Source organism: Bacillus thuringiensis, from assembly GCF_001595725.1.
Taxonomy (GTDB): Bacteria; Bacillota; Bacilli; order Bacillales; family Bacillaceae_G; genus Bacillus_A; species Bacillus_A thuringiensis_K.
Map to the genome: position 1 here is coordinate 3,097,289 of NZ_CP014282.1, position 26,486 is coordinate 3,123,774.

Here is a 26,486-nt window from a genome sequence, read left to right on the forward strand (position 1 = left end):
TTACTAGACTAACGGAGCTGCAAGTTAAAGGGAACCAATCATTCATCTCCCGCTATACATCTCAAACTTCTTCTTTCAACTTATATACCCTATCTCTTTTCTCATCATCTTTGATAAAAATAAGTTTTCCTTCTGTAACAAAACCTTCTAATAGTAAACATACTTGTCCATATGCTTTAGGCTTATTCGTAGTAAATCTTTCATCGGGTATTTTACCAGATCGTATTAATCGTTCACATAGCTCAAGCGCACTTATTTCTTCAGAATCAATTAATTCTAAAATATCTTTTTGTAATGGTGATAAAGGGGCTGGTACCTTACATACCTCAGCTACCTCCACCTTTTCTTTTTCTTCTTCAAATAAATCTTCAAATGAAATTTGATTCATTACATCTGTTCCTTTCTAACGATTGATTTGTATAATATGAACTGAATCCTATAGCGTATTTATTATTATGTATTACTTACCTTTTTTCATAAATCTCAAACTCATGTACATCGTTTCATATAGTATGTTTTGATTATACCAAATATACGTTCTGTTTTCTATTGTAGAATTTTCATAACAGAAATGAAAGTAATAGTAAACATTTCTCTTCTCGTTAGTTATATAGAAAACTATGTAAAAAGTTTACATAATAAAATTATAGTGATCTGTTAAATTTCTATGCAAAAAAGAAGCACTTGTTGCCTCAAGTAGACAATCAAGTGCTTTAAGTTCATATGTTTTTAAGTAGCATAAATTTGTAAGATTTATAAGACCTGTAAGTTTTGTATTAACAGTACGACACCTTTTACATGCCATGACAACTACTAAGTTAAAATTGACGAGTTTGTACGGGTTCTTAGTTTAATATACTTTCCATGTGATTATATTCATCACCCAGTAAAATGTCATCTCACCTAAGCTCGTACTTCGTTTTTTCGACGTACAATGAATTAGAGAATCTATTCAAAGTTGTATAAACTCTACCTACTAAATTAGGATTTTTTTGTTTATATAAAAACTTTGCAACAGAACCTTTAAACTAAACTTCAAATCCAATTACTATCCATTCATCAACAATGTCCCAAAAATTCATATTATATCTAGGCTCTTTATTCGTCCACCATAAAGTCGCATTATCATTATTAGAATTCTTATAATCTACTGCAACATAACCACCCATACCACTTTTAAAGAAACCAAAAGTAGTTTGTAAATCAATTTGTAAAGGTTCTTCTAACTCCTCAATAATACCCCATTCATCATCATCAAAAAAAGTTACATTTTCTAAAGGAACTAAACCCATAGATTGACTCGCATAAAAATAGAAACCATTATGAACAGTTCGATAAAAATTTCGTATTGTTGAAGGAATCTTATCCCAAGATTTTTCTAATTCTTCATTATTAAACTCATCTTTGGGATTTCCCCCTTCATAATATAGAATTTCCCCATTATCTGTTTTAATAGTGTATAAAATTGAATATCTACCATTTGTGTTCATAAGCTCTACTTCTTCAAGGTGCCTAGACAAATAAGAAATAGTGTTTCTTAATTCCACTCCTACTTGCTCTTTCCATATCGATAAAATACTCTCAACTCTCTTGTCTACATTTTCTTCTTGAAACAATTCATACCATGAATTTGGTATTTTCCCACTATCAAGTTTATTAATCTCATGGCATGATATAAGTTGTGCATTTCTTTTATATTTTCTTAAAAAACCAAGTTTTTGTTCCATAATTCTATCTCCTTTATTTATCTATATCCTTTTTATTTTCTTCAACAAAATCATCAATTTGTTTTTGTAATTTCATTTCTAATTCTTTTTCCTTCTTTATCATTTCTTCTCTAAACTTAGGATCAACTTCAATTTTTTCTTTCTTATAAATTGTCCAATCACAATAAGATTTAGACCCCTTAGATTTATTGGCTGCTTCACTTAATCCTAGAAAATTCTCTTCATTATTTAAAACCTTAAGTTGTTGTTCTTTCGTTAATTTATAAAAAATTTCCATCTTTTCTATATTTTTTATTGATACGATATGATCAGCTTGAAGTCTATCTGTAATATACTTACCAGGTAAAGCAGGGTCAGGCGTTCCTATTTTATCCTCAATGCCCTCATTAACTTTTTCCCGTAGCTTTGCAGTAGGCGTTCCATCTCTTAATTCATCATATAATTCCTTTAAGATTCTTCTTTCCCCGCATCGAGGCGGTGTTCCAATATCACCCGTACCCTTAGTTAAAACAAAAAGCGATAACTGGATTTCCAATTATCGCTTACTAAATCAAACCATTTAGTTCACTATAAAGTAACAATTTTTTTATTAGCTATAATAGTTTTAAGGTTGGTGTAATTTCTGATCATATTATTACCTTATGCACTAACGGCTTCATTATTATACTTTCATAGTATCTTTTAATATCTTACTATTCCTTACTTACAAGTATTCTCTCGATTAAAGTCAAATGCTGCTTCAACGCCATTTTTCATTAATTTTTGTAATAATACATCAAGTCCATCTGTGTAATAACAATGGATTTCTTCTTTATATAATGGTAATAATGTATGGAAGTATACTGGCCAGTCACCCTCTATTCTTTTACCATCTTCACGAAATTCCATTTTGAATGCACCTGAACATTGTGGAAGCGGTGGTACCACCATAACACCGGAAAATTTTGTTTCTTCACTATATGGATGAATTGGCGCATTTAGATCTTGTTCTGCTCCACCTAACTGGGCTACATACGAATTTTTTAAATATTCCTTTGATTGATTTGGAAATACAAGCCACTGCCCCAACCAATATCCATTTCGCATTACATCTTGTCCAAAGTCCTGTAAAAGGCGTAAAGGCCAAGCATATTTCGAACTCGCCAAAGCGGCTACTGATACATCCCAATCCTTAGGTAGATGCATGACAAGCTCTGCATAACCACTATCTACACTCGATGGAGCTGGCATACGGAAACAGCTATTTCGATACGTTACTACTGTATGAAAATCAACCATTTTATTTGGTCCAACATCATATAATTCTACATCGGTGATCATTTTTGTATTGGCTTCTATATGATTCGTAATCATTCCATAATGTAGCTGAATATGTGACTTAAAATCTTCTATTGACGTTGGGCGTATCATTGGATTATTTTCTATTTTTTGTTCATCATTTTTCTCATCAGATTCCCATACTAATTCAAATTCAAATCCTTTTAGTTCACTTTTTGCAACTCTCTCTTTAAATTCGTTTGATACGAAAGTTTGTACAGATACAATCGGAAAATCTCCATATTTATGCTTTGTATTCAATGTACAAAAAATATGCTCCCCCCTAATTTTCCCTGTAATAAATGCAAATTTATCAAATCCACCAAAATCATCAGGGTCCGCATTCTCATAATCAATACAATCTAATACATTTAATACATTTATTGCATAACATTCGTATCGTTCATGAACAAGTGGAAGAATTTCAACTTTCCTTTTAATTAAATCAAATACTACTTCTATCGCTTTTTTTGTAAAAACAAGTGGTATTTCACTTAATAAATCTGATGGTTCCCCCTCATTTAAAAGTTTCATTTGCAGTGGATCCCATTTATCAATTACTGATTGACCTTGAAAAGCATTATCAAAGATTTCTTGTCCTTCCTCATTCTCACACTCTAATTGATCAAAATTAGAATTGCTAATAATTTTCCATATTTTCATTAAACTACTCCTCTTAATCTTTATATAGGAATTCTATTTTCCCCGTTAATAAATTATTTCTAGTATTCTCTATAAACTTCAATATCTCTTCACGCTTAAGCTGGTGACTTATAGGTAACCGATCGATCGTTTTTAATTTTTCACTTAAATATCGAATATACTGATCACCATGTCTAAACATCATATCCCCTTTTTCATTCAAGTTATTTCGTGCACTATGCGTAATTTGCCCAGGCCAATTTGGATGATAATTCTGCGGTAAAAACACTCCATTTGAAGCTGAATTTACATCTATACCATATTTTTCTATATACTTTCTTAATCCTCCTTGTTTATTAGGAATAATATGATGCGCTTCATGTCTTGGTGGTCTTGTAATACCTGCGTTTTCCAATTCATGACCAAGTATTGTAGAAGGCTGTTTTGACACTGCATGTTCCTTAGTTAATTGCGTCCATTTTTCATCACTTCTTATTTTAATTGCATAATCATCAGCTATTTGACTTGCTTTTTCTCTCAAAGATTTTATCTGATCAAGATCTACATCATGCCCCTTTTTTAGCTCTTGATTTATATACTTTAATTCACGCTCAGTTAAATGTTTTCCATCGCCGCTGACACATGAAAGCTTCCCTTTCCAATCATTTGGATGAATCTTTTCATTTTTTAAAGCATTAGAAAACCAGGCTATACTCTCTTCATTTAACCCTACATCATTTAGAATTTCTTCACTATTTTTCAGCATAAGTTCTTGATCTGCTAATTTTTCATTCGGAAGAATATTCTTTTTCGTAAGAGAAGTCTCTACACCCTTAATCTTATCATCTATAATCTTATTACTTTCTGTATGATGCTTATTCACCCAGCTTTGGAAATCTGTACCACCTTGTTTAGATAATAGTAAGCCATTTCCGTCAACTTCAAAACTTGCCGATTTGGCTGTCCTATCATCTATGCTTTTGGCTATTTTTTCGCCAAATTGATACATCTTTTCATTTCCGGATTTCTCCATTTTAAGGCTCGCTAGTTTCAAACGGTCAAGCATTGTAGCTTTATTATCACGCAATGATTGTACCACATTTTTACCCAAATTTGGATTAAAACCAGGCATTCCTTCTTTGAATTTTAATAATTTGGCTAAATCAGCTAATTCACTCGTCCCTTTGAATGCTTTTACTCCTTTTCCTACTGCTCCAACAACTGGGATTGCATCTAATCCGCCAAAAATGATGTTTGCTGTGCGTTCTTCTTGGCTCAATTTCCGGTGTGTTCCCCAGTCTTCTCCGTCGATACCGCTTTTTATTTGTACACCTCCGTATACTACTGCGGCAGCGGCCCCGAGTGGCGGGCAAAGGATTGTTGTGATGATGATTCCTACGCCTATTCCTATGTCTCGCACCATTTCTAGTTTTTTCTGTTCATCTTCTATCGATTTGTATTCAAATCCTCGTGTGGATGGGACTACTTTCTTATATTCTTCATAATTTAGTTTTGCATCCGGGTTTTGTTTTTTTAGTTCTTTGTATTCCCCTCTCAGTACGTTATCAAATGCAGGTGAATCTTTAAAAATATCTTCTACTGTTATTTTATCTTTTTTTGTTTTTATTGTTTGTGGTACACTTCCGTACCCTGCGTGCGCATCTGGTAATACTGTCGTTGTTGTGGAGCCAATTCGGTTATCTGTTTCGAAACTGAGAATAGATGTATCTCTCATTTTTTGAGCAAATTTATCCATTTCTACTAAAAAAGGTTTATCTATATGTTCAGAGACCAATCGCCCTGCTTCTCCGCAATATTTTTGTAATGTCGAATAGCTCTCGAGTAATTCCCCGATTTTTTGCGATTGATCTTTAGGATTAAAATGTATACTACCATCCGAGTCTAAATCTCGTATTCTTCCATCAATTTTTTTTAATAGTTCATTTGCGTCCCGTAATTTTATGAGTGCATCTTTTGTAATTCGATTCATACCATCCCCCATGTTTTGCCATGGTTCAGGTCTATATTTCACATCCATTTCGTTTTCATCCCCCAGCCGTATGGTGATTTCTACAACTTACTTAATATTTCACGTAATTGTTCATCCTTTTCAAACATTTCTACACATGCGTCCCTTACAACTGTCGCCGACCTATAATAGTGTTCAGCCAATTCAAGTGTTTTGTGTAATATATCAGGATATTTTTCAATTACTCTCATCGCTTCACCTTTTTGATAAAAATCACAGCTTAATAAACTCTCAATATTCGTTCCAATGACGTCTACATGGATTTTATATATATTTTCTAACTTCATTACTATATCAAGTAGTTCTTGAAAATTAACTAATACTTCTTCTCCACCACCAGAACCACTATCTCCCATTGATACTTGCATTATTGAATACCTCCTAACGAGAATTGTCTCGGGTCAATTAACTTTTTATATGGCATTTTTAACACGTCATACAATTTCTTATTAACCGCATAGAGGCTCACCCAGTCATATCGATTACGATCTACATCTATTTGAACGAAATCTTCTCCTTCAGTGAAATATAAGAAACATTCCCATTTTCCTCCTCTATTACTTCGAGGCCTCGTATACGTTTCTATCGCTATAACGTCTTTATTTGATAAATCTTTTCCCTCAAATGTTTGTTGTTCTGCCTCTGTCATTCTCTTTGAGAAAAATGTATCTTCTATTTCCCTCGGTTCTCTCAATAAGAAGGGAATGCGTGTTAATAATGAAAAATATACGTCCGGTTTTGGTATGTAGTCGATCTCGTATTTTTTATTTGGTTCTATTTCTGTTAATACAGCCACTCGGTCTTTATCCTCTTTTAAAAAGCCAATTAATACATTATTCATTCTCGTGTATTCATGACAATTTTCATATTCCTTTAATAGTTCAATTATTTGAAAAGCTGCAGGGGTAATTCCATTTTCACTTGTAAGTAGGCCTTTTTCTTTTAAACTCGTAGTTGCTTTCGTGACACATTCTGCATCAAGTAAAATAATTGCGTCACGGTTTGGCAATCCAAATATATCGGTAACCCCAGCTGCACCTGCGAGAACATATAATTCAGCAGGTGCAAAACTCATTTCTTTCCCCATTCTTTTATCCCTCGTTTCTCCATCACAGTTGTTTTATCGCCCTTACTTCCGATTTATCTCCGTACGTTTGAATGCTTTTATCTAACTCTTTCAAAGCTTTCGTATGTCCTTCAAATGCCTCTACCATTTCTGAATTATATTGAATGATCAAATCAAGATAACTTAAAAATGCATCTCTCGTTTTTCCATTCCATTTCGCACCTGTGACATATGCTTTTAAGTCTTTCGCTTGGTTTAAAGAATCCTTCATACCATTTTCAATGTTTTGTGCGTAAGAAATGGCACTTGCAGTGTTACTTCCTATAATTTCAACCTCTTTACCACTCATGTTGGTTCCCTCCATTCTTTGTATGCTTAATGGATAAGTTTTTCAAATTCCTTTTTCTTTTCTTCAAAAGCCTTGGTCGCTGCAGCGTATGCTGACGCTTTCTCCGATTCTGCTTTCGCTTTATATTCCAAATACTTTGCATAAGCTGTACTTTTTGCAGATCCAACATCGCTTAATGCACTTTTAAAATAGGATACTAATGTATGTAATTCTTCATCCTTTTCATGACGTTTTTGTTCAAATTCAACTGCCGGAATTTTATTAGCTTCTAAACCATTACTTTTACTCTCATAATCTCTCTTCGCTGATTCAGCATCTTGAATGAATTGCTTTAACTCTCTTTCTTTATCTTTTAAATAATCATGTAAATCATCATACCGATCTCGTTTCCTCGCACTTTCTGTAAAACCAGACGCATTTAAAAAAGCATTGTACAATTCATCTAACATCTTTCTCCCCCTTTAGCGCAATAACTATGTAGTTAAATTCGTATATTTAAACATGAATATTCATTACATTAAGAATTAACAAATAATTATTTTTACATATTGCTATTTTATCAAAGGGATTTTAACATTTCCATATTTTATGAATGGCTTTCGCATTTTTCTTCAATAAAGTGAAACTTTAATCAATATGACTATGTATTTATGTGCAGAAATAATAAAAAACACTGCCAGGCGCAGTGTTTTTTATTACTACCTTTTATCCAATTCATTCGTATTAAATCCTTGCTTGAGAGTAAGACCAGTTCTTTCTTATTTCATCAACAACTATTTCTGGATAATCCCAATGAAGCGTACGAGTAGGCTCCCTGATTCGTTATACTATTTCTTGGGCTGTTTTGTTTCTATATTCATTCCAATATTTTGGCTCAGTCGCTCTTTAAAGAACAATAGAAAAAGGATCTGATATGAATATCAGATCCTTAACTTTAATTTCTTAATACATACATCTTTTTACACGATAACTGGTTCGTACGTGCTCAAATTATCATACTCAGTTTTTACAATACTAGGTGGAAGGTTAACACATCCTCAGATTCACCTTTTCTTGTAGCAGTGCATAATATTTAATAAAATTAAAGCATATTTTTACTTACCAGACTTAATTTTTTCGTTATATTCTTCTAAAGTTAACCCTTTTTCTTTTAGATAAACGGCAACTTCTTTTCCTACATAACGATAGTGCCATGGCTCATACTTAATGCCAGTAATATTCTCTTTATCTTTTGGATAGCGGAGAGTAAACCCATATTCTGCAGCATTCTTATCTAACCATTTGAATGCATCGGTAGTTTCAAATTTTGCATTTAAATCTTCTACAGTATTTTGCCATTCAACTGAAATAATGTCTAACGCTAATCCAGTATGATGTTCACTTGCACCAGGATACTGAAGATATTCCAATGCCTTAGCACTAGCCTCTTTATCCGACAAACCTTGAGATTTATAGCTTTTAACTGAAGCATCATAATAAGTTTGTTGTAATTTTATAGCTCGATAACCTGATCTTAAATAAAGATTGATTCCCTCTTTTTTTGCAGCTGCTACCATATCCTGATAGGAAGTTGCAATTCTACTATCTATTTTCATATTTGGCTTCGCATTTTGGGTGATACTTGTTAATTCAATTCCTAGTTCCTTTGATAACATATGCTCTCTATTTACAAGGATAATTCTCCAATCATTAACATCAGAGATAGGTAAAACATCTTTTTTCTTCGCATGTATTTCATTTTTATTTTTATCGTTATTATTAGTAGTTGCCTGAGATGTTTGCTTTCCACTACAAGCAGCAAGACTCCATCCCATTGCTAATACCAATGCTAAAATTATAAATTTTTTAATTGTATCTCATTCCCTTTTTGTTTATTAGTCTTTATACCAATTTCCCAACACGTCTCTAGGAATCTCCTTGAAATCCTTCAAAGAAACCGGGCCGACAAATTTTTTAATTCCATGTTTTTTAGAATTTTCATCCGAATAATCTTTTAAAAATTGAATTTTAAATTGTTTCTTACCATCAGCATAGTCGGTTACTGTCGGTACGATTGCCGCTTGTCGTATACCAAAAGTTTTATCTTCATACTTAACAAATTGTACATAAGATAATCCTCCAACCAATGTTTCTAATTTTTCTTGCGCAGAAATAAGATTTCCAAGAGAATAATAGATTAGCGTTTCATGTCCATCTTTATTTTGTTTCCACTCAATTGGTTGAATTACATGTGGATGATTTCCAATTACTACATCTACACCTAAATCTGTTAAATATTGAGCAACTTCTTTTTGTTGCTTTGAAGGTGTTGAGGTATATTCTACTCCCCAATGCACCATAACAATCACCATATCAGAGCTACTCTTTGCCTTTTCCACATCATTTTGTATCGCTTTTTTATCAATTAAATTTAAAGCCCAAGACTTATCAGCTGGAATTTTAATTCCATTCGTACCATATGTATAATTTAGTAACGCAAAACGAATACCATTTTTTGTAATCGTTTTTATTTCATTACGCTCGTTTTTACTCTCATTAATACCTACTGGGATAACATCCGGATATTTTTTCCAGTATTCTCTTGTATTCGCAACACCTTTAATACCCATATCCATAGCGTGATTTGTCGCTTGCGTCACTATATTGAATCCAGTGTCCACTAAAGATTGGCCTACTTCTTCAGGTGTATTGAAAGTCGGATATCCTTGTACTTTTAAATTATTTCCGGCAATCGGAGTCTCCTGGTTCACTATAGCAAGATCACTTGATTTAACAGCTTTTTTGATATTTTCATAAATATAATTATAATCATATGAACCGTCTTTTTGTTTGCCATCTTTAATTACTGCGTCATGATATAAATTATCACCCGTTGCTATTAAATTCACAACCGATTGTACTTTTTTATCTTCCGTAAAATTAGGAGACTGTTGGATAGGACTTTTCTCTACCCAATTTGGTGCTTTTAATGATGTATCTATATTGGATTCAGCCGGTGGTAATGAAGCTTTAGATGTCTTAACATCTGTATTACCACAAGCGGTTAAAAGCACTAAAAAAATAAGACATACTAAAAAAAACTTTTTACTTCTCTGTAAAGTATCTAACATGTGATCCTCTTTTCTGTTTTATTCCTTATAACCAGTTCTAACAAATCATTCTTTAAAACAACGTATTTTGGTTTTACCCTTAATTATGGAAGGACACTCTGTTACACCTGCTTCGGAATATACTAATAATTGTTTTCCGCTTTCTAGCAATCTATCGATTCCATCAGAAGTAATAGATTACTAGAAAAACATAATCCATCAGGATGTCGACTAGTTTGATATACCTATTCCAATTGCAATAACTCGTTTAATATTTAAACAAGATAGGAGAATCGTTCATATAGCCTCTTCTCTCGCTTTATGTTTAAAGTGCCTCCAAAAAAGGGATCGTTGCTGTACCCCTTTGCATAGTGCGAAATTTTTGTAACTAATTTCTTTCATTCAAGCGACAAACATTATACCGCTAACAATAAGTAAGACCCAAGAACTTATTTTACCAATATACGAAAAAAGTAGCAATCTTTTGTCCCATATAAAGAAGCCCATTAGGAGAAATGAACGAGAGATTCATTCTATTCAATTCCTTCATTGATTAATAAAAAAACAAGCCACCCAACTATTGGATGGCTCTATACTATAAAGAGAATTTGTTATTGGATTACTTCAATTTCCCTTCAAAAACAATCTTCCTACCGCACGGCTCAACTACTGTTTTGCCGTCTTTCTTTACTTCATGAAAGATTGGCTCTTCCATACGACGAGACGGAGCGTAGCCTTCTTGTTCCATACGTGCTAAGCAGTCTGTAATTGTTTCATTTTCAAGTACTTCAAATTTCTTTTTATTAGGTTGTTTTGTCATGCCCTAACCTACTTTCTATTTTTCTTGATGCGAATTGATTTTTCATGTAGACCATATATAACATTGCGAGAATTCCCTTTATAATCATAACCGCAATAAAAAAGCTTGTATACTGTATTTTTTCTATAAATACGCCGCCTAATACAGGTCCCATAATACTTCCTAAACTAAAAGCGATTCCGGATAATATATTACCTGCCGGTAGTAAATGTCTCGGTAATAAGTCAGTCATAAATCCAAGCCCTAAAGAGAAGCACGATCCAATAACCATACCCGCTAAAAGCATGCAGGCAAAGACAATCCAGTAATATTGATCAAATACGGCGGCAAGTAGAAAAATGCCCGTACTTATGCTAAACGTCCACGTTAATATACGGTCCCTTCCGTATTTGTCACTTAATATACCGAGCGGAATTTGTGTAATAATACCCCCAACTGCAAATGCTGGTAATAAGAAGGATACATCTGAAACAGACCACCCTTTACGAAGTGCGTATACTGGTAAGTTACTGTTTAACATTGCTTCAAGTACGCCATATGCAAGTGGACCCAGCAGTGCAATCCATCCTAATCCAACAACTTGTTTATAACGAGAAAATGATGATTCACTCTTCACTTCTCTTTCATCTTGCGCTGGGAATGCATTTTTTGTTGGAAGTAGTAACAGCCAACCTATTAGACAAAGTATAGTAGATATAATAAATGGTGTTGCAAGACCGTACTGTACAGTGCTTGCTAAATACGGACCAACGGCAAAACCAATTCCGAAGAATACACCGTATATCGATACTTGTCTCCCTATTTTACTTGGGTCCGATGTTGTCGTAATCCATGTTTGTGTTCCGACATGAAGCATATGATCTCCGACTCCAACTAGAAATCTAAGGATAAACCATACCCAAAATGAAAATGTTTGTGTAAAAAAGAATAATGAAATAATAACGAGAAACCCACCTATAACAATAACCGGCTTCATTCCAAACCTTTGCATCGGTTTTTCAAGAAACGGCGAAATAACTAATATCCCAATGTACAATGCCGTCGCATGAATACCATTAATACTTGAACTAACCCCTTCTTGTTCAAAAATCATTGCAATGGCAGGTAAGAGCATTCCTTGTGATAAACCCGAGATTGCTACAATCCCAACCATAATCCAAAAAGTAAAACGCATTGACATCCCTTTCCCTCTCCTTCTCACACTTCCACTTTTCATTATAAACTGTTTCTGCAAATGCGTGTACGAATATTCATAATAAAAAAGAAGCTAAAAGAATGAACCTTTTAGCTTGTTATCCTATCCTTCCCAAACTTGCGCTTTCACATTGTAATGAAAGTGTTTAAAATATGGATTTTCATAAAATGAAGGTCCATATAAGTAATGTTGCATATGAGCTGTTAGTGGCTGCTGCATCTGTAAAGGAACTACAGCTGGTGAAACTTGCATATACATCGGATCTATCATTATTTTTGTATAGATATGATGATTATATGGCGAATAAGCGATTAAGGATGGTTTATGCATTGATAATCTCCCCTTATACATACAAATGTTATAGTATATGCAATACTGTTCATTTCGGGGATTATTTCTGTTCTAACCAATTCTCTACATGTTTTATAAATACATCTAAACAATCAATAAACGGCGAGTGTCCGCAATCTTCTAATACCTTCAACTCTGCATTTGGCAAATGTTTCGCTAATTCCTCACCGACTACTTGCGGAACGACATAATCTCTATCGCCTTGTATGACGAGTGTTGGCGCTTTAATACGATGAATTTGTTTACTTCCCTCTACAACCCCATTATGTTCATCTGAAATATTAAATGTAATGAGCGCATAATTCACATCTACGAAATTACGTTGCGTTAACATATCATCTAAATACTTTTCATAACGGTCCGGTTCAGGTTGATTATGTGTATATATTAATAGATTCCATACTGTACGGTAATATAGTTTGTTCATATTTTTTATCGCGTCTAATACTGGAGCGATTTGTACTGGATCTTGTGCAATTTCTTCTTTCGTCTTTACTAAACTTGATACAATCGGCTGCCCATTCGTATCTTTTTTAAAGATTGGGTAACCTTTCATTCCTACTGATTCTACTAAAATTAACTTTTCTACAAAAGTTGGGTGGTTCGCTGTAAATTGCATCGCAACGCCACCGCCCATTGACCAGCCCATTAATGAGAATTTCTCTAGCTTTAACTCGTCGATAAATAATTTTATATCTTCTACAAAGTCTTGTAATGAATCTATGGACTGATTATACGTTGATTGTCCAAACCCTCTTAAATCAAGAGCGTAAATATGGTATTGATCTTGCAACTTTTCAATAACTAAATCCCAATGTTGTGACGATGTCATGTTCCCGTGAATGAGTAAAAGAATATCTGTATTTCGCCTTCCAACTTCCTGATATGCAATCGTTTCTCCGTTCGATAGTGAAACAAACTCCATTGTTGCAGGCTTAATCATCACAAGTTCCCCCATTCTATTTAATAGAAAGAAAATTCTTTACTTAATTAAAGAATAGCACGTAGAATGTACGTTCGCAACATAAAACCTATAAGAATTTTTTACATAAATCAACATGTCTATTACTAGACAATTATTATAAAAAAGTATATAGTTAGCTAGGTAACTAATTTGAAAGGATCAAAATACATGGACGAAAAACAACATTTTTTTCACATCGTCAGCCAGACTTCTCGAAAGTTTACGAAGAAATTTAATGAACGTGTATCTCCAACAGGGTTATTTAGTGCGCAATGGGCTGTTATTTTCCGCATTAATCAAACTGGTTCTTGTACGCAAACAGAATTGTGCCAGTATTTAAATGTTGAATCACCAACGATGACTCGTACGTTAACACGTATGGAAACGATGGGATGGATTATTCGTACAGAAGGTAAAGATCGCCGTGAGAAGCTCATTTCTTTATCCGAAACAGCGATAAAGATGATTCCAATATGGCAAGAAGAAGTTGATACTTTCGAAGAAAAAACGCTAGAAGGTATTAACGAAGATGATTTACATCAAGCATTTCAAGTGTTACAACAAATTATTAAAAATTTAGATTAAATTGGAGGGATGACGATGCAAAGTGAGAAACTTTGGACGAAGGATTTCCTCGGAACTTGTTTTAGTAGTCTATTTCTCTTCTTAACGTTTTACATGCTTATGACTACTCTGCCTGTCTATGTAATAGACGGCCTAAAAGGAAAACCTGAGGAAATTGGTTTAGTTGCAACTGTGTTTCTTATTTCTTCTGTTTTATGTAGACCATTCACAGGAAAATGGCTCGATGATTTAGGAAGAAAGAAAATATTATTTATTTCACTTTCATTATTTTTAGCCGCTACTGTTATGTATTTCAGTGCGCAAAGTTTATTCTTATTACTTGCCCTTCGCTTCTTACACGGTATTGGGTTCGGGATGGCAACGACAGCTACTGGTACGATCGTAACTGATGTTGCGCCAGCTCATCGACGAGGCGAAGCACTTGCATATTTCGGCGTATTTATGAGTCTACCGATGGTAATTGGTCCTTTTTTAGGTTTAACAATTATTTCTCATTTTTCGTTTACTGTGTTATTTATCGTTTGTTCCGTATTTTCATTACTTGCATTTTTATTAGGGCTACTTGTCGATATTCCTCACGAAGCACCTGTTAGCAAACAAAAACGTGAAAAAATGAAATGGAAAGACTTAATCGAACCATCTTCTATTCCAATTGCACTTACAGGATTTGTTTTAGCCTTTTCTTATAGTGGTATTTTATCCTTTATTCCTATTTATGCGAAAGAACTCGGTTTAAGTGAAATTGCAAGTTACTTCTTTATTTTATACGCACTTGTTGTTGTCATTTCTCGTCCATTTACAGGAAAGATTTTTGATCGCTTCGGTGAAAATGTACTCGTTTACCCTGCTATCATTATTTTCACAATCGGAATGTTCATATTAAGCCAAGCACAAACTTCATTTTGGTTCCTTGGCGCAGGTATGCTAATCGGTTTAGGTTACGGGACATTAATTCCGAGTTTCCAAACGATTGCGATTTCTGCCGCTCCAAACCATAGACGTGGTTCTGCGACAGCTACGTATTTCTCATTCTTTGATAGTGGTATTGGTTTTGGTTCTTTCATTTTAGGTATTGTCGCAGCGAAATCCAGTTATCATAATATGTATTTTATCGCAGCTATTATCGTTGCGTTCACTTTACTTTTATATTATGGATTACACGGACGAAAACAAAAATTCAAGAAACAACCTACAGACGGAAAAATTTCCGCTTAACGTTAATAAGGAAAGTAAACTTCCCCGTTTACTTTCCTTATTTTGTATTTCTTTCAAGACGAGCGTATACTTATAGTAGAAATAAAAAGGAGGGCCATATATGAAACTAAAAAGATCTCCCCTACTCTTACTTATACTAACATTCATATTTGTAATTACAGGGCTTGGGTTTACTTACTTCAAACAAAATAAAACGACCCCATCAAAACATAATGTGACAAAAGAAAACTGGTTAAATGACCCTTACTTACGTTGGTCATATACCCATATGAAAGAATTCACTTTAGTTAATAACGTAAAAAACAATCCTGACCAAATTGCTCACTTCCCTTCCGCATTGCAAAACTTAGACGATTTTGCTGTGGAGCGTAGATTCGGAAATACAACTCCTCTAAAAAAACTTTTAGACGATAACAAAACAGATGCTTTTGTCGTTGTACATAATGGGCAACTTGTTTACGAACGATATTTCAATGGGTATAAACAGAATGAACCTCATGGTATGGCATCATTAGCAAAAGTCTTTACCGGGGCAATTATACAATCTCTCGCTGAAGAAAAACGTATTGACTTAGAAAAAACAGCTGACACTTACATAAAAGAATTAAAAAACACACCGTTCGGTAATGCCACACTTCAGCAATTAATGGACATGCAAGTTTCAGCTGAATATCCTACTCATGGATATGAGCAACCTGGGCTAGAAAATCAAGATGCACAATTATATTTAGCTAGCAATATTTTACCCCGCGGCAAAAATTACGACGGTCCGATGAAAATTTATGATATGTTACGGGAAGCCGAAGAAACTGCACCGCCTGGTTCTTCCTTTTCTTACAATAACGGATCAACAGAAACGCTCGCTTGGATTATTAGAACTATTACTGGTAAATCACTAGCTGAAAATGTAAGTGAACGAATTTGGTCTCAAATTGGTATGGAAGAAAACGCGTATTACGTTACAGATGAAACAAAAGTAGAACAAGCTAGTGCTGGATTAAATGCAACTGCTAGAGATATGGCGAGATTTGGGCAATTACTATTAAACAACGGGGAATATAACGGAAAACAAATTCTCCCTTCTTCTATTACAGAAAGTGTAAAAAATGTACAAGAAGGTGAACTTGAAATTAGTAGTGGCGCTTCTATTTCTTATCATAATCAATGGTGGATTCCCCACAATGAACAAGGTGCTTTCGAAGTGTTAGGTAGTTACGGACAAACACTTTACATCGATCCGAAAGCCAATATGGTAATCGTTCATTTCTCTTCTAACGCAACGCCAAGTAATGAAATACATTCGGTTTATTCAAATATGTATATTGATATTGCACATCATTTAGAAAAGCTTCCACAGTAGTGGAAGCAGGAGTTTAAACCTTGCACAGTTATGACTATTCAATTGAACACTCGATCTGTTGTGCTAAAACGTCAATATAGTAAAAAAGGATCTCTCTTGATATAGAGAGATCCTTTTTTTTATTTCTTCTTCTTTTCTGTCGGTTGGCTTTGTTTAGCGAAATTAGATGAATCATCGAAATTTGGTTGCTTTTTACCTGCATTATTACTTCTACCTTTTCCCATATGTAATGCACCTCCCCTCATCCTTACTATTCCCAATAAAAAACTCCTCTTGCGTTCAGGAAAAAATTTTTATTGTCGCTTATTAATAATGTCCAACAGTTCTCGTAGTACTTCCAACACTCTCGGTTCTGCCATACCATATTGTATACTTTCAACCATAATGTTAATGGTGATCATCATGCTGAGCTTGATAAAGAACAGCTTGTGGATAAAAAACCGTACATTCCATACATGTGAAAGAAGTTTTAGTGGTATTTTGACTCATCCAAGCATATAAAGTAACTAAATACTTGCTTGGTACCTATCTGTTTGTTGCACAAAACCAACATCCCTAGTAATCTCTCGTAAGATATTTGGAGATAACAATCTTTAAAATTCTTAAACAAATAATTGTAATTCATCAGATACAAGAATAGACATAAAAAAACGCTATCCTTTCCTATATATTTATAGAAAGAATAGGTTTTTTCATTTTAATAGTATTACTTGATAGTATTGGCATTCCTATTAAAGCTAATATACAAATAACATCAATAAACTTGTAACTATGCCAACCCAAATGCAAAGAATGAAACAATAACCCATAATGTCTTTAATTTTCAATCCCAGCACACCTAAAAGAGGTAATGCCCAGAACGGCTGAATCAAATTTGTCCATGCGTCCCCCCAACCTACCGCCATAGCGATAGTAGCCGGATCTACACCTAACTTCAATCCTGCCGGGACCTGCAGTGGTCCTTGTAAAGCCCATTGCCCCCCGCCAGATGGCGCCAATAAGTTTACCAACCCGGCTGACCAATATGTAAATATATCAAATGTATCCTTTGACGCAATGGATGCCATCCATTCAATGATTGAGCTTCCCAAACCTGAACTACCTAAAACAGCAATAATCCCTGCATAAAATGGAAACTGTAAGATAATTGGAGAAATGGATTGCGCAGATTCTTTGAATCCTTGTGCAAAGTTACCAAGAGAACCATGTAGGAGCAAACCAAGTGACAAGAAAAACAAATTAATGATATTTAAATCTAAACTATGACCGTTCATGAATTCATAAACACAATACAACGTGCCGATTGCGCCTAATATTATTCCTAAAACTGGTGTCCATTCCAGTTTTTCCGCAGGAGTTAAACTTTTTTGAGGAGGTTTTACAAAAGAATTTGTATCAGTTTCGATTGCTTTATAGCTGATAATCCCACTTTTAGGAGCCATAAGTACAATAATAATTGGCATCGTGATGAATAGAGTGAAAAAAATAATTAAAGTAGAGTAACTAAAGATTGTTTGTGAGGTAGGAATAATTCCAATCATATCTACAAGAAAATGATCCTTTGTGGCAATTGTCAGGCCAATAGAACTGGAGAGACCTGCGCTATATAAGGCTGTCGGAGCATAAGCAGCTGCTACAAGTAATGGAAAATGTGCATTCGCATTCTTTTTTGCTACTTCCTTTGCAATGATAGCTCCCACAACTACGGCTAGACCCCAATTGATATAGTATGCAATTGCACTGATCAAAAATGTCATCGTATAGGCCTTTTGAGGTGTATCGGCTAACTTTGCAACAGACTGCAAGGCTCTATTAATAAACGGGACAGAAGCTAACGTCATCCCTGTAACCATTAGCAATACCATTTGCATTGTAAACGTTAAATAAGTCCAAAACCCATCCCCCCAAGATTTTACGATTTTGTACGGATTTGAGGGATTCATCAACAAAGCTATAATGAAAGTAAATAAAGTGAGCAGCACTGCAATAACAAAGGCATCCGGGACATATTTCTGAGACCATCTCGAAAATATATTTGCACATCGTGTAAGCAACGATTCTTTCTTTTCTGGTTCTGAATTTGTCTCCATTAAAGAATGTTTCATAAATATTCTCCTTTCTAAATTTTAATAAGGTAAATATAAATAACATTCCACAAAAGAAAATAAAATCCTTTTGCACTTGCTGCATATTAATCAACTAGATCAATATTCAAATACCGTTCCTTTCAACCTTTCTGGGCATTACCAGCATTAGCGATAGCTGGTTTAGGTGCTCGTGACATTATGGGATTTTGTGTTGTGAACTTACTATATGCGGGTTTTATCATTTAGTCTATACTTCTTATTTATTTAAACGAAAAGCTATTTTTATACTAGTTTTTTTACATAATAAATCATTTATTTCACATGCAATTTATAACTGTATTCCACTCTACGTCCTTAAGATGTAATGCCTCAAACGCAAAAAAATCTTCACACACTTTTTCAATTAGATATGGATTTTCCCTCAAAAAATTCCACTGTAATACTTTAGGAAGAAAATGCATTTCATATTCTTTACTTCCCCGTACTACCTCATCAACTTCTCTTTCACAAATTCCTCTTATCAAGTAGTCATTTCTTAACTCAATTTGAATTTGTTGAAATGTATCGCTGCATTTTTTCAATTGAAGTAAACGCGTAACATACTTCCGAAAAAGTTCGCCATCATACTGAACACAGTTTATAATACGGTCGACTTCATTCATAATGTACGAGCCTTTTCTTCTATTTGTAATAACCATTTTTCACGCTTTGATACTTTACTCGTTTTCACAGATTGAAACACTGACCGTTTTATATCGCGAATGCCACAAAAACGTAAAACACCTCTCTTCATCATAATCCAATCTGCTGATCGATATAACAATGCGACGTACCATAGAGGCGAGTCTAACGTATTAATAACCCACGCTTTTTTCCCTTGCAATAATCCTTTCGGCAGAACCCCTTCATATTTATAAGCAAATCCAGCTACGAAAATACGATCGATAAATCCTTTTAAAATTGCTGGCATCCCCCACCACCATATTGGATAGATGAATAAAAGTGTATCTGCTTCTTCTACTAACGTTCTGTACCGAGCTGTTTCTTCTTCATTTACTAAATCACGTCTTTTCTTCTCTTCATGAAATACGAGGACTGGATCAAATTGTTCTTTGTATAAATCAAGTACGGTAACTGAATGATTTGTTTCCTGTAGTCCTTTTTGCACATGATTTAAAATCGCCGCGTTAAAACTTGAAGGATTAGGATGAGCGTATACAATTAGTACATTCACTACATAACAACTCCCTCTATAAGTTAAAGTTTCCCCTTCTTTAACAACTTCTCTACAATTTGCACGTTTTTCGAACTTTGTAATAAACGGTTTAATACAGTAAGTAACTCTTCCTTTTCTAAATCTTTCAGTTTCTCTTTAACTGCACTCTCACCAGTGCCTTGAATATCATAAACAACTGCCGCCATATGTTTACAATAATTTTCATAGGGACACTCACAGTTACTTTCTGAAAAATCTTTGAGGTCGATAACGACTTCATAATTTCCTGCATTACCATTCACAAAAGCAAATACTTTATTATCATGTACTTCAACATCTTCTACATGTCCATCTTCATAATATTTATATCCTCTATCAATAATATATTTCGGAATATGCCTATATAGTTCTTTTATTAAATAAGCATACATAACAACACCTCTTCCTTTAATTCCCTTTTGACTTCTAGAGCCCCTGCATGTTATTCTAATAACTGTCAAATAGCAAGTCTATATGACAAAATGACTGACACCTATTCGGCGAAGGTGTCTCTTTTCATTTGCAGCCGATATGAATTGCCTCTTTCAGGCACATTCAATTTTTGACACTACACACTCAACACCATTCCCTGTATCAGGCTGCTTTAGCAGTCTTTTACTCTACATACTCCGTTATTTTAAGAAAAAAAGAGAGCTTAGCTCCCTTTTCTCGCCTTATACAATACCCCTTTTTCAGCATAGAGATATTCATCAGCTAATGTAATTTTCCCATCCAGTTTTAGTTCGTCTAATAATCTTGATAAATAAAATTGATGCAACATCTTTTTCGTGAATTTTCCTTCATGATGCGAAACGATATGTTCTTGAATATCTAACAATGATATCGGCTTATCTTGCTCTATCATATATTCATAAACTGTACTACGCAGTTTTACGTATTTTTCGAGTGTCACAGTAATGCGCAACCCCTTTCTTCTTAATATAAATTTTCGTAATCGGTTTTTTTGCAATAAAAAAACCTCTCCGATAAGAAGAAGTTACGTATATATCTTCGTCTTATCTCCCAGAACAAATATGTTCTGCTGGAATTAGCACCTGCATCGCGGTTGCTGGGTTTCATCGGGCCAGTCCCTCCACCTCTCTGGATAAGAAAATATTCACTTAATTCTTACTATACGTAATTCCACTTTAATTGTCAAACAAATATAATAAATATAACAAATTATATTTTCTTCCTTACTGTTCATACTACCCATATACGAACATGCAAGGAGGATTATGAAATGCATCAAAATGCTCGCGGATATGTACAAGATTCTTTTCAATCATTACAAGAAGCTAAAAATTGTTTAGAAGAAGCGCTCGAAACAGTTGAAAAAGATTTTAATCGCGCTCGTATTGAACAATCACTTTATGCTGTTGAACAAGCTATTCAACGTTGTGAGTACACCGTTCACATTTTAGAAAAAGATTAAAAACTTCCCATCAATAGATGGGAAGTTTTTTCAAATGGCATACTTCATAATTATTGCCGTTATGATTAAAAAATATACAGAATTAGCAATTTCTAAAATTCCTACTTTTATAATAGAAATTTTTTTGCCATACAACACAATTGCTCGAATGACACTTGGTATAAAAATAAGAGAACACCACGGATTAATCACAAATATGATTATCGTTAATAAGATATGATATCCCCAAGATATAAGACGATACTTCGGGTTATTTTTTTCACGAATCATCGTTTTCACATAGAACGTACTACCTAAAAAGTATAAAAATGAAATAAGTGCAATGAATAATGCTGTATAATCGATTTGCTTCATTGAAAAGTAATAACTAATTAACCCACCGATACAAAACACAATGATTGCACAAATATCATTTAATAGTGCTCTTTCATTTTTTTGACGGGCGTAATACATATTCACTATAAATAATGGAATCATTACTATTACGAATAAAAGAATTCGCCACTCATATAATAAAGAAATCATCCCAAATAGGAACGCAATAATGAAATAAACAATGGCAGCTTGTAAAAACTCTTTTTTTCGTCTTTGCTTTATGTACGTAAGAAATGGATACGTGGCTAAATAGATAAAAAACCACGCTAAAAACAATGGAATATGATAAATAGTAGGTTTCCCAAGTATGACACTTAATAAAAAAGGAATAACAAGCATGGCCCATGCACCATGTTGCTTCGGAATAACTAACTTCATTAACTATACACCTCACTTTTGAAAAAAGTTCTCACCTACCATTATACAAATAATTTTATATAATAACGGATGCATATTAAATCAATTTTTTGACAAAAAAATGCTCCTTACAATATGTAAGAAGCATGAAAGAGGCAAACGAATATGTAAGTCGCGACCCTACCTTATATGAGTATGCTTTTCTATGTCACGTTATGCTCATCTAATATACCGTATTTCTTTTTAAATCTTGTAAGAATCGTAATCCAAGATGTACTAAATAGTAGTAAGAAAATAACATTCGAAATCGCATGGCTCAAATCAAAGTAAAAACTTGCGATATAATACGAAATGACAGTTTCCCACGTTGCTTCTCGTATAAAACCGAGAAGGCCCCAGAAATTCATAATCCAGCCAAATAAAAAGCCAACAATTACTCCGTAAAGAAGTCTTCCCCATAGCTTTTTCATAAAACATGTATTACGAAGTAAACCTGCTATAAAACCAATCATACCCCACGAAAACATTTGCCACGGTGTCCATGGACCTTGTCCTAAAAAAATATTAGATACGATTGCTGCTGTAGCACCAATCATAAAACCAGTTTCACTTCCAAATACAATTGCAGAAACGATAATGACAAAAGAAGTTGGTTGTACACTTGGTAAAATAGAAAATGGCACCCGGCTTACTGCTGCAATTGCTGCTAATACAGCAACGAGAACAATTTCACGTGAAACAAACACCTTTCTTTCAAAACGGATATAGAAAGGTAACATAATAACCGCTAATATAAACAAACTACTTAACATGTAATAACCGTCCATGACAAGTGTCGTAAAGAGTAATGTGCCGATTATTACTGCAAAGATACATATTATGAATGCAACATATCGTTTGGACAAGCTTCGTACACATCCTCCCACGTTAATGCATATGGCAATTCTTTTCGAATGAATCGGTTAATAGATGTTGTATAAAAGAAGTTGCCGCTAAAAAATTCTTTCGGTGCATCATTCATAATGACTGTTCCATCAAATAACATCATACATTGATCAACGTATTTCGCTGCAAACTCAATATCATGCGTTGCCATTACAATTGTTGTACCTTCTTTTTGTAGCTTCCTAAATAGTTCTCCAACTCTTTCTTTCTTCCATGGATCTAACCCCTTTGTCGGTTCATCAAGTAATAATAGCGTTGGCTTTGATAATAACGTTGTACATAATGCAAGTAATTGTTGCTCTCCTCCGCTACAATCGTGCGGATGGCGTTCTTTAAGCGCATGTAACCAAAACTTTTTCAACATCTCTTCTGCAATTTTTCTTCCTTGTTCTCCATATAATTCACGTGCACGTTCATACACTTCTTCCCACACTGTATCAAATGTAAAATGATAATACGGATGCTGCGATACATACCCAATACTTTTAAACCGTTCTTTCGAATCAATTTTATGTATTACTTTTCCGTTCCACTTTACTTTCCCTCTTCTCGCTTTTTGTAATCCTGCTAAAATCGTTAACAGTGTAGACTTACCTGTACCGTTCTTCCCAACGAGCGCTACCCATTTTCCTTTTTCAATCGAAACTGATAAATCACGTAAAATAAGCGGACTATTTTTTTCATATTGGAACGAAATATGCTCTGCGCTTAAAATTACCTCTTGCTTTTCACTTTGTGCTATTGGCTCATTTACATATGATATCGCTGCAAAATCATTCATTTTCATTTGCGCCTCTCGCACTGTAAACGGAATATCTCTCACATTCCACTCTAAAAATAGCCTTGGAATTTGCGGAATAAATGGACGGAATGTTTCTACTCCCCACATATCCGTAATAACAAATTTAGGACTACCATCATACATAATACGGCCATTATCCATACAAACAACGCGTGTTGCAAGCGGGATAACTTCATCTAAACGATGTTCACTTAAAATAATCGTAATTCCAAGTTCTTCATTAATCCGTTTTAATAATCCTAAAAACTCTTTTGCAGCGATTGGATCTAACTGCGCTGTCGGTTCATCTAATAATAGCAATTTTGGCTGCATAACTAATACCGCAGCTAAATTGACAAGCTGCTTCTGCCCACCAGATAACGTATGAACAGATTGATGCAATAAATCTTGAAATCCTAAAAAGCTAATAAGCTCTGCTATTCTTTTTTGAATAATATGTGATGGTAATCCGATATTTTCTAAAGAAAATGCTAATTCTTGAATCACTGTATCCATAACAATCTGGTTTTCTGGGTTTTGAAATACCATCCCAATTTCTTGGGCAGATAACAAATCAGCTACTTCCTCTATTAAAACACCCTCATAAAATATCTCTCCAGAACGCGTACCAATTGGAAGTAACTCCTTTTTAAAATGTTTTAATAAAGTCGTCTTCCCAGATCCCGATCCTCCAGCAAGTGCAATAAACTCACCTTTTTGAACAGAAAAAGAAATATGCTGTAACGCATATTCGTTTTCATCAGTATATACAAATGATAAATTGTTTATTTCTGCATGCGCCACCATATCCATTCTCTCCCTTCCATTATGATTGGTAAACTAATAAACATCGTAAATACGACAAACATCATCCCGTCGTATTGTTGAAATAGAATCGATTCGACTTTCGGATAAATAATCAATTTCCCTCCGCCATAATTACTACATATAATAGCAGCTATAAATAAAATGATTAAATAATTGAGCGTATACCAGTCACGCCTTTCCATTCTATAGCGAATATACGTCGTACGCTTCGTTACACCAAATCCACGAGCTTGCATAGAATCTGCCGTTTGCAGTGCATCTTCTAATGAACAAATTAATAATACTTGCAGTAATTGCATACCATTTTTGACGCGTTCTATTATCGAACCTGAATCTACCTGCACACCTTTCGTTTTTTGGACGAGTGTGATTTTCTTTAATCGCCTTATAAACAAAGGAACAAATCTCACTGTAATCATCGTTAACAATGCAACTTTCGGTGAAATTCTTGAAAACAAATATAAAAATTTATGACTGGAAATAATATCATTGTATGACGCAAACGTAAACATAACTGCAACTAGTAATAACCCCATTACTATTCCAAACATAATCGCCTCAAGCTTAATACGGCTATCACCTAACCAAAATAACGTAGTTCGACCTCTATGCGTTAATAACGAATTAAATAAAATTACCATAAAAAAGAAAACAATTGTGCTCGGTAGCATCTTTCTTATCTTTTCGCTATTTCCTTGCATCACATTTAACATAATAATTAATACTATTGCTCCAATTAAAAAAAGAGGATGAAGACACATCATACATAGTATCATCACCCCGATATAATAGAAAAAATTCACAAAAGGATGTAAAGAAGAAAAACTTATTTTCATAGCCCTTTACCGAATGCCTTTCTTATTGTAATACGTATACCCACTCAATTGTATCTCCTGGTTTTACCGTAGCTACACCAGCACTATGGTTTGGAAAAGCACCGTTCACACGATATTTCCATCCACTAGTATCCGCAATATCTTTTTCATATAAATCATTAATACCTTTTACATAAATACTATCTCTAGATCCGCTTGCATCAACATCTAATCCTGTACGTTGCAATACTTTATACACTGTATCACCTTCTTGTACATCCATCTTTTTCGCACCCATTATATATCCGTTATTTCCTTTTACCGAGATTGTTACTTGTTTTGCTTGCGGTTTCGGTACTGGTACTGGATCTGGTTTTGGTGGTTCAGGTTTTGGTACTGCCGGAGTCGGTATCGTTTTCTCCGCTTTATTCGGATCAACTTTTTGCTCCTGCTTCGGTGTTTCTTTCGGCTGATTCACAACCTTTGCTTCTTCTTTTACTTCTGGTGCTTTCGGTTGTTGTTTCTCTTCTTGTGCTGGTTGCTGCTCTGGTTGCTTATTACAGCCGGCTGTTCTTTCGGTTGTTCCTGTTGTTTCTCTTCTTTCTTTACCTCTGGTTGTGCCTGCGGCTTTTCCTCTTTCGGCTTCTCTTCTACTTTTTGTTCTTGTTTCTCTTTCTGCTCTTCTTGCTGCTTTTGCTCTGATTCAGCTTGCTTTTCTTCTGTTTTTTCTTCCGGCTTCGCTTCATCTTTTTGTTCTTCTTGTTTCGCTACCTCTTCTTGCTTCGGTTCTACCTTCTTCTCAGGCTTTACAGCTGCCTCTTCACATCCGGCAAGTAGCCCGAGCGAAAGCAGTAAAGAAATGAACCATTTCACCTTACTCATCATATCTCTCACCTTTC

The 26,486-nt window shown here is 34.4% G+C and carries 28 protein-coding genes, 2 pseudogenes and 1 riboswitch; of the genes and pseudogenes, 5 read left to right on the top strand and 25 right to left on the bottom strand.

The annotated features are described in order from the left end of the window. Positions 1–61: 61 nt before the first annotated feature. The 15 genes from AXW78_RS15530 to phaZ form a co-directional block, all read right to left on the bottom strand. Positions 62–388, bottom strand: coding sequence for a DUF3895 domain-containing protein (locus tag AXW78_RS15530; protein ID WP_001071909.1), 327 nt, complete (start codon positions 386–388; stop codon positions 62–64). 640 nt (positions 389–1,028) lie between these two features. Beyond that, positions 1,029–1,727 (bottom strand): SMI1/KNR4 family protein, encoded by a 699-nt coding sequence (locus AXW78_RS15535; RefSeq protein WP_000435838.1) that lies wholly within the window; start codon positions 1,725–1,727, stop codon positions 1,029–1,031. Positions 1,728–1,740: 13 nt separating this feature from the next. Then, entirely contained in the window at positions 1,741–2,022 is a 282-nt protein-coding gene (locus AXW78_RS35530) for a hypothetical protein (RefSeq protein ID WP_061884857.1), read from the bottom strand. A 404-nt stretch (positions 2,023–2,426) separates the two neighbouring features. Further along, positions 2,427–3,707 (bottom strand): suppressor of fused domain protein, encoded by a 1,281-nt coding sequence (locus tag AXW78_RS15545; protein ID WP_061884395.1) that lies wholly within the window; start codon positions 3,705–3,707, stop codon positions 2,427–2,429. A 13-nt stretch (positions 3,708–3,720) separates the two neighbouring features. Continuing rightward, the gene (locus tag AXW78_RS32485) at positions 3,721–5,724 is read right to left on the bottom strand and encodes an AHH domain-containing protein (RefSeq protein ID WP_081113977.1); all 2,004 of its coding nucleotides are present in this window, start codon (positions 5,722–5,724) and stop codon (positions 3,721–3,723) included. Positions 5,725–5,756: 32 nt separating this feature from the next. Further along, entirely contained in the window at positions 5,757–6,083 is a 327-nt protein-coding gene (locus tag AXW78_RS15555; protein ID WP_001198202.1) for a hypothetical protein, read from the bottom strand. After that, positions 6,083–6,802, bottom strand: a complete 720-nt coding sequence (locus AXW78_RS15560; RefSeq protein WP_061884396.1) for a DUF5081 family protein — start codon at positions 6,800–6,802, stop codon at positions 6,083–6,085. Before AXW78_RS15560 ends, AXW78_RS15555 begins: the two co-directional genes overlap by 1 nt. Before the next feature lie 22 nt (positions 6,803–6,824). Then, positions 6,825–7,130 (bottom strand): WXG100 family type VII secretion target, encoded by a 306-nt coding sequence (locus AXW78_RS15565; protein WP_000014535.1) that lies wholly within the window; start codon positions 7,128–7,130, stop codon positions 6,825–6,827. 26 nt (positions 7,131–7,156) lie between these two features. Continuing rightward, positions 7,157–7,579 carry a hypothetical protein gene (locus tag AXW78_RS15570; protein ID WP_000883455.1) on the bottom strand — a complete coding sequence of 141 codons (423 nt, stop codon included), beginning with the start codon at positions 7,577–7,579 and terminating at the stop codon, positions 7,157–7,159. A 645-nt stretch (positions 7,580–8,224) separates the two neighbouring features. After that, complete coding sequence (locus AXW78_RS15575; protein ID WP_000241986.1) at positions 8,225–8,956, bottom strand: M15 family metallopeptidase; 732 nt, start codon at positions 8,954–8,956, stop codon at positions 8,225–8,227. A 48-nt stretch (positions 8,957–9,004) separates the two neighbouring features. After that, positions 9,005–10,240, bottom strand: coding sequence for a CapA family protein (locus AXW78_RS15580; protein ID WP_000887606.1), 1,236 nt, complete (start codon positions 10,238–10,240; stop codon positions 9,005–9,007). 598 nt (positions 10,241–10,838) lie between these two features. Continuing rightward, complete coding sequence (locus AXW78_RS15585) at positions 10,839–11,039, bottom strand: NETI motif-containing protein (RefSeq protein ID WP_000166303.1); 201 nt, start codon at positions 11,037–11,039, stop codon at positions 10,839–10,841. Next, positions 11,023–12,219, bottom strand: coding sequence for an MFS transporter (locus AXW78_RS15590; RefSeq protein ID WP_061884397.1), 1,197 nt, complete (start codon positions 12,217–12,219; stop codon positions 11,023–11,025). Before AXW78_RS15590 ends, AXW78_RS15585 begins: the two co-directional genes overlap by 17 nt. A gap of 117 nt (positions 12,220–12,336) precedes the next feature. Beyond that, a complete protein-coding gene (locus tag AXW78_RS15595) occupies positions 12,337–12,564 on the bottom strand; it encodes a hypothetical protein (RefSeq protein WP_000549500.1) in 228 nt (75 codons plus the stop codon). 61 nt (positions 12,565–12,625) lie between these two features. Beyond that, entirely contained in the window at positions 12,626–13,528 is a 903-nt protein-coding gene (phaZ, locus tag AXW78_RS15600; RefSeq protein WP_061884398.1) for an intracellular short-chain-length polyhydroxyalkanoate depolymerase, read from the bottom strand. A gap of 189 nt (positions 13,529–13,717) precedes the next feature. Here phaZ and AXW78_RS15605 point away from each other — a divergent pair, with 189 nt between their 5' ends. The 3 genes from AXW78_RS15605 to AXW78_RS15615 all read left to right on the top strand — a co-directional run bounded on the left by AXW78_RS15605 (position 13,718) and on the right by AXW78_RS15615 (position 16,709). Continuing rightward, positions 13,718–14,134 (top strand): MarR family winged helix-turn-helix transcriptional regulator, encoded by a 417-nt coding sequence (locus AXW78_RS15605; protein ID WP_000343675.1) that lies wholly within the window; start codon positions 13,718–13,720, stop codon positions 14,132–14,134. 15 nt (positions 14,135–14,149) lie between these two features. Beyond that, a complete protein-coding gene (locus tag AXW78_RS15610) occupies positions 14,150–15,349 on the top strand; it encodes an MFS transporter (RefSeq protein ID WP_061884399.1) in 1,200 nt (399 codons plus the stop codon). A 100-nt stretch (positions 15,350–15,449) separates the two neighbouring features. Then, entirely contained in the window at positions 15,450–16,709 is a 1,260-nt protein-coding gene (locus AXW78_RS15615) for a serine hydrolase domain-containing protein (RefSeq protein WP_000769542.1), read from the top strand. Between the two features lie 737 nt (positions 16,710–17,446). Here the strand turns inward: AXW78_RS15615 and AXW78_RS15620 are convergent. Further along, on the bottom strand, positions 17,447–18,814 hold the full coding sequence (locus AXW78_RS15620) for a short-chain fatty acid transporter (protein WP_000682890.1): 1,368 nt from the start codon (positions 18,812–18,814) through the stop codon (positions 17,447–17,449). Between the two features lie 123 nt (positions 18,815–18,937). Between AXW78_RS15620 and AXW78_RS32495 the strand changes: the two are divergent. After that, a pseudogene (locus tag AXW78_RS32495) lies at positions 18,938–19,064 on the top strand (TIGR00366 family protein); the annotation flags it as partial. Between the two features lie 49 nt (positions 19,065–19,113). Here AXW78_RS32495 and AXW78_RS15625 read toward each other — a convergent pair. The 4 genes from AXW78_RS15625 to AXW78_RS15640 form a co-directional block, all read right to left on the bottom strand. Then, positions 19,114–19,458, bottom strand: coding sequence for a hypothetical protein (locus AXW78_RS15625; RefSeq protein WP_061884400.1), 345 nt, complete (start codon positions 19,456–19,458; stop codon positions 19,114–19,116). Further along, positions 19,455–20,030, bottom strand: a complete 576-nt coding sequence (locus AXW78_RS15630) for an NAD(P)H-dependent oxidoreductase (protein WP_001101654.1) — start codon at positions 20,028–20,030, stop codon at positions 19,455–19,457. The genes AXW78_RS15625 and AXW78_RS15630 overlap by 4 nt, the downstream gene beginning before the upstream one ends. A gap of 23 nt (positions 20,031–20,053) precedes the next feature. Continuing rightward, positions 20,054–20,443 carry an SWIM zinc finger family protein gene (locus AXW78_RS15635; protein ID WP_061884401.1) on the bottom strand — a complete coding sequence of 130 codons (390 nt, stop codon included), beginning with the start codon at positions 20,441–20,443 and terminating at the stop codon, positions 20,054–20,056. A 263-nt stretch (positions 20,444–20,706) separates the two neighbouring features. Further along, positions 20,707–20,964, bottom strand: coding sequence for a hypothetical protein (locus tag AXW78_RS15640; protein ID WP_000171476.1), 258 nt, complete (start codon positions 20,962–20,964; stop codon positions 20,707–20,709). Between the two features lie 100 nt (positions 20,965–21,064). Further along, positions 21,065–21,163: riboswitch (SAM riboswitch) on the bottom strand. 131 nt (positions 21,164–21,294) lie between these two features. Here AXW78_RS15640 and AXW78_RS15645 point away from each other — a divergent pair. Next, positions 21,295–21,486, top strand: coding sequence for a hypothetical protein (locus AXW78_RS15645; RefSeq protein WP_000554032.1), 192 nt, complete (start codon positions 21,295–21,297; stop codon positions 21,484–21,486). Between the two features lie 30 nt (positions 21,487–21,516). On the opposite strand, the gene AXW78_RS15650 is transcribed toward AXW78_RS15645, so the two are convergent. The 5 genes and pseudogenes from AXW78_RS15650 to AXW78_RS15670 all read right to left on the bottom strand — a co-directional run bounded on the left by AXW78_RS15650 (position 21,517) and on the right by AXW78_RS15670 (position 26,469). Next, on the bottom strand, positions 21,517–22,239 hold the full coding sequence (locus AXW78_RS15650; protein ID WP_000779975.1) for a YwiC-like family protein: 723 nt from the start codon (positions 22,237–22,239) through the stop codon (positions 21,517–21,519). Between the two features lie 182 nt (positions 22,240–22,421). Next, positions 22,422–23,123, bottom strand: a complete 702-nt coding sequence (locus tag AXW78_RS15655; protein WP_061884402.1) for an ECF transporter S component — start codon at positions 23,121–23,123, stop codon at positions 22,422–22,424. After that, complete coding sequence (locus AXW78_RS15660; protein WP_061884403.1) at positions 23,096–24,757, bottom strand: ABC transporter ATP-binding protein; 1,662 nt, start codon at positions 24,755–24,757, stop codon at positions 23,096–23,098. Before AXW78_RS15660 ends, AXW78_RS15655 begins: the two co-directional genes overlap by 28 nt. Further along, positions 24,730–25,608: an energy-coupling factor transporter transmembrane component T gene (locus AXW78_RS15665; RefSeq protein ID WP_061884404.1), complete on the bottom strand. Its 879-nt coding sequence runs from the start codon at positions 25,606–25,608 to the stop codon at positions 24,730–24,732. Before AXW78_RS15665 ends, AXW78_RS15660 begins: the two co-directional genes overlap by 28 nt. 22 nt (positions 25,609–25,630) lie before the next feature. Continuing rightward, positions 25,631–26,469, bottom strand: a pseudogene (locus AXW78_RS15670) (DUF4430 domain-containing protein). Positions 26,470–26,486 lie beyond the last annotated feature (17 nt).

What these genes read in the sequence shown, in the direction of transcription:
- AXW78_RS15530 (WP_001071909.1), bottom strand. Translation starts at nt 388, where the DNA reads ATGAATCAAATTTCATTTGAAGATTTATTTGAAGAAGAAAAAGAAAAG.
- AXW78_RS15535 (WP_000435838.1), bottom strand. Translation starts at nt 1,727, where the DNA reads ATGGAACAAAAACTTGGTTTTTTAAGAAAATATAAAAGAAATGCACAA.
- AXW78_RS15545 (WP_061884395.1), bottom strand. Translation starts at nt 3,707, where the DNA reads ATGAAAATATGGAAAATTATTAGCAATTCTAATTTTGATCAATTAGAG.
- AXW78_RS32485 (WP_081113977.1), bottom strand. Translation starts at nt 5,724, where the DNA reads ATGGATGTGAAATATAGACCTGAACCATGGCAAAACATGGGGGATGGT.
- AXW78_RS15555 (WP_001198202.1), bottom strand. Translation starts at nt 6,083, where the DNA reads ATGCAAGTATCAATGGGAGATAGTGGTTCTGGTGGTGGAGAAGAAGTA.
- AXW78_RS15560 (WP_061884396.1), bottom strand. Translation starts at nt 6,802, where the DNA reads ATGGGGAAAGAAATGAGTTTTGCACCTGCTGAATTATATGTTCTCGCA.
- AXW78_RS15565 (WP_000014535.1), bottom strand. Translation starts at nt 7,130, where the DNA reads ATGAGTGGTAAAGAGGTTGAAATTATAGGAAGTAACACTGCAAGTGCC.
- AXW78_RS15570 (WP_000883455.1), bottom strand. Translation starts at nt 7,579, where the DNA reads ATGTTAGATGAATTGTACAATGCTTTTTTAAATGCGTCTGGTTTTACA.
- AXW78_RS15580 (WP_000887606.1), bottom strand. Translation starts at nt 10,240, where the DNA reads ATGTTAGATACTTTACAGAGAAGTAAAAAGTTTTTTTTAGTATGTCTT.
- AXW78_RS15585 (WP_000166303.1), bottom strand. Translation starts at nt 11,039, where the DNA reads ATGACAAAACAACCTAATAAAAAGAAATTTGAAGTACTTGAAAATGAA.
- AXW78_RS15590 (WP_061884397.1), bottom strand. Translation starts at nt 12,219, where the DNA reads ATGTCAATGCGTTTTACTTTTTGGATTATGGTTGGGATTGTAGCAATC.
- AXW78_RS15595 (WP_000549500.1), bottom strand. Translation starts at nt 12,564, where the DNA reads ATGCATAAACCATCCTTAATCGCTTATTCGCCATATAATCATCATATC.
- phaZ (WP_061884398.1), bottom strand. Translation starts at nt 13,528, where the DNA reads ATGATTAAGCCTGCAACAATGGAGTTTGTTTCACTATCGAACGGAGAA.
- AXW78_RS15605 (WP_000343675.1), top strand. Translation starts at nt 13,718, where the DNA reads ATGGACGAAAAACAACATTTTTTTCACATCGTCAGCCAGACTTCTCGA.
- AXW78_RS15610 (WP_061884399.1), top strand. Translation starts at nt 14,150, where the DNA reads ATGCAAAGTGAGAAACTTTGGACGAAGGATTTCCTCGGAACTTGTTTT.
- AXW78_RS15615 (WP_000769542.1), top strand. Translation starts at nt 15,450, where the DNA reads ATGAAACTAAAAAGATCTCCCCTACTCTTACTTATACTAACATTCATA.
- AXW78_RS15620 (WP_000682890.1), bottom strand. Translation starts at nt 18,814, where the DNA reads ATGAAACATTCTTTAATGGAGACAAATTCAGAACCAGAAAAGAAAGAA.
- AXW78_RS15625 (WP_061884400.1), bottom strand. Translation starts at nt 19,458, where the DNA reads ATGAATGAAGTCGACCGTATTATAAACTGTGTTCAGTATGATGGCGAA.
- AXW78_RS15635 (WP_061884401.1), bottom strand. Translation starts at nt 20,443, where the DNA reads ATGTATGCTTATTTAATAAAAGAACTATATAGGCATATTCCGAAATAT.
- AXW78_RS15645 (WP_000554032.1), top strand. Translation starts at nt 21,295, where the DNA reads ATGCATCAAAATGCTCGCGGATATGTACAAGATTCTTTTCAATCATTA.
- AXW78_RS15650 (WP_000779975.1), bottom strand. Translation starts at nt 22,239, where the DNA reads ATGAAGTTAGTTATTCCGAAGCAACATGGTGCATGGGCCATGCTTGTT.
- AXW78_RS15660 (WP_061884403.1), bottom strand. Translation starts at nt 24,757, where the DNA reads ATGGATATGGTGGCGCATGCAGAAATAAACAATTTATCATTTGTATAT.
- AXW78_RS15665 (WP_061884404.1), bottom strand. Translation starts at nt 25,608, where the DNA reads ATGAAAATAAGTTTTTCTTCTTTACATCCTTTTGTGAATTTTTTCTAT.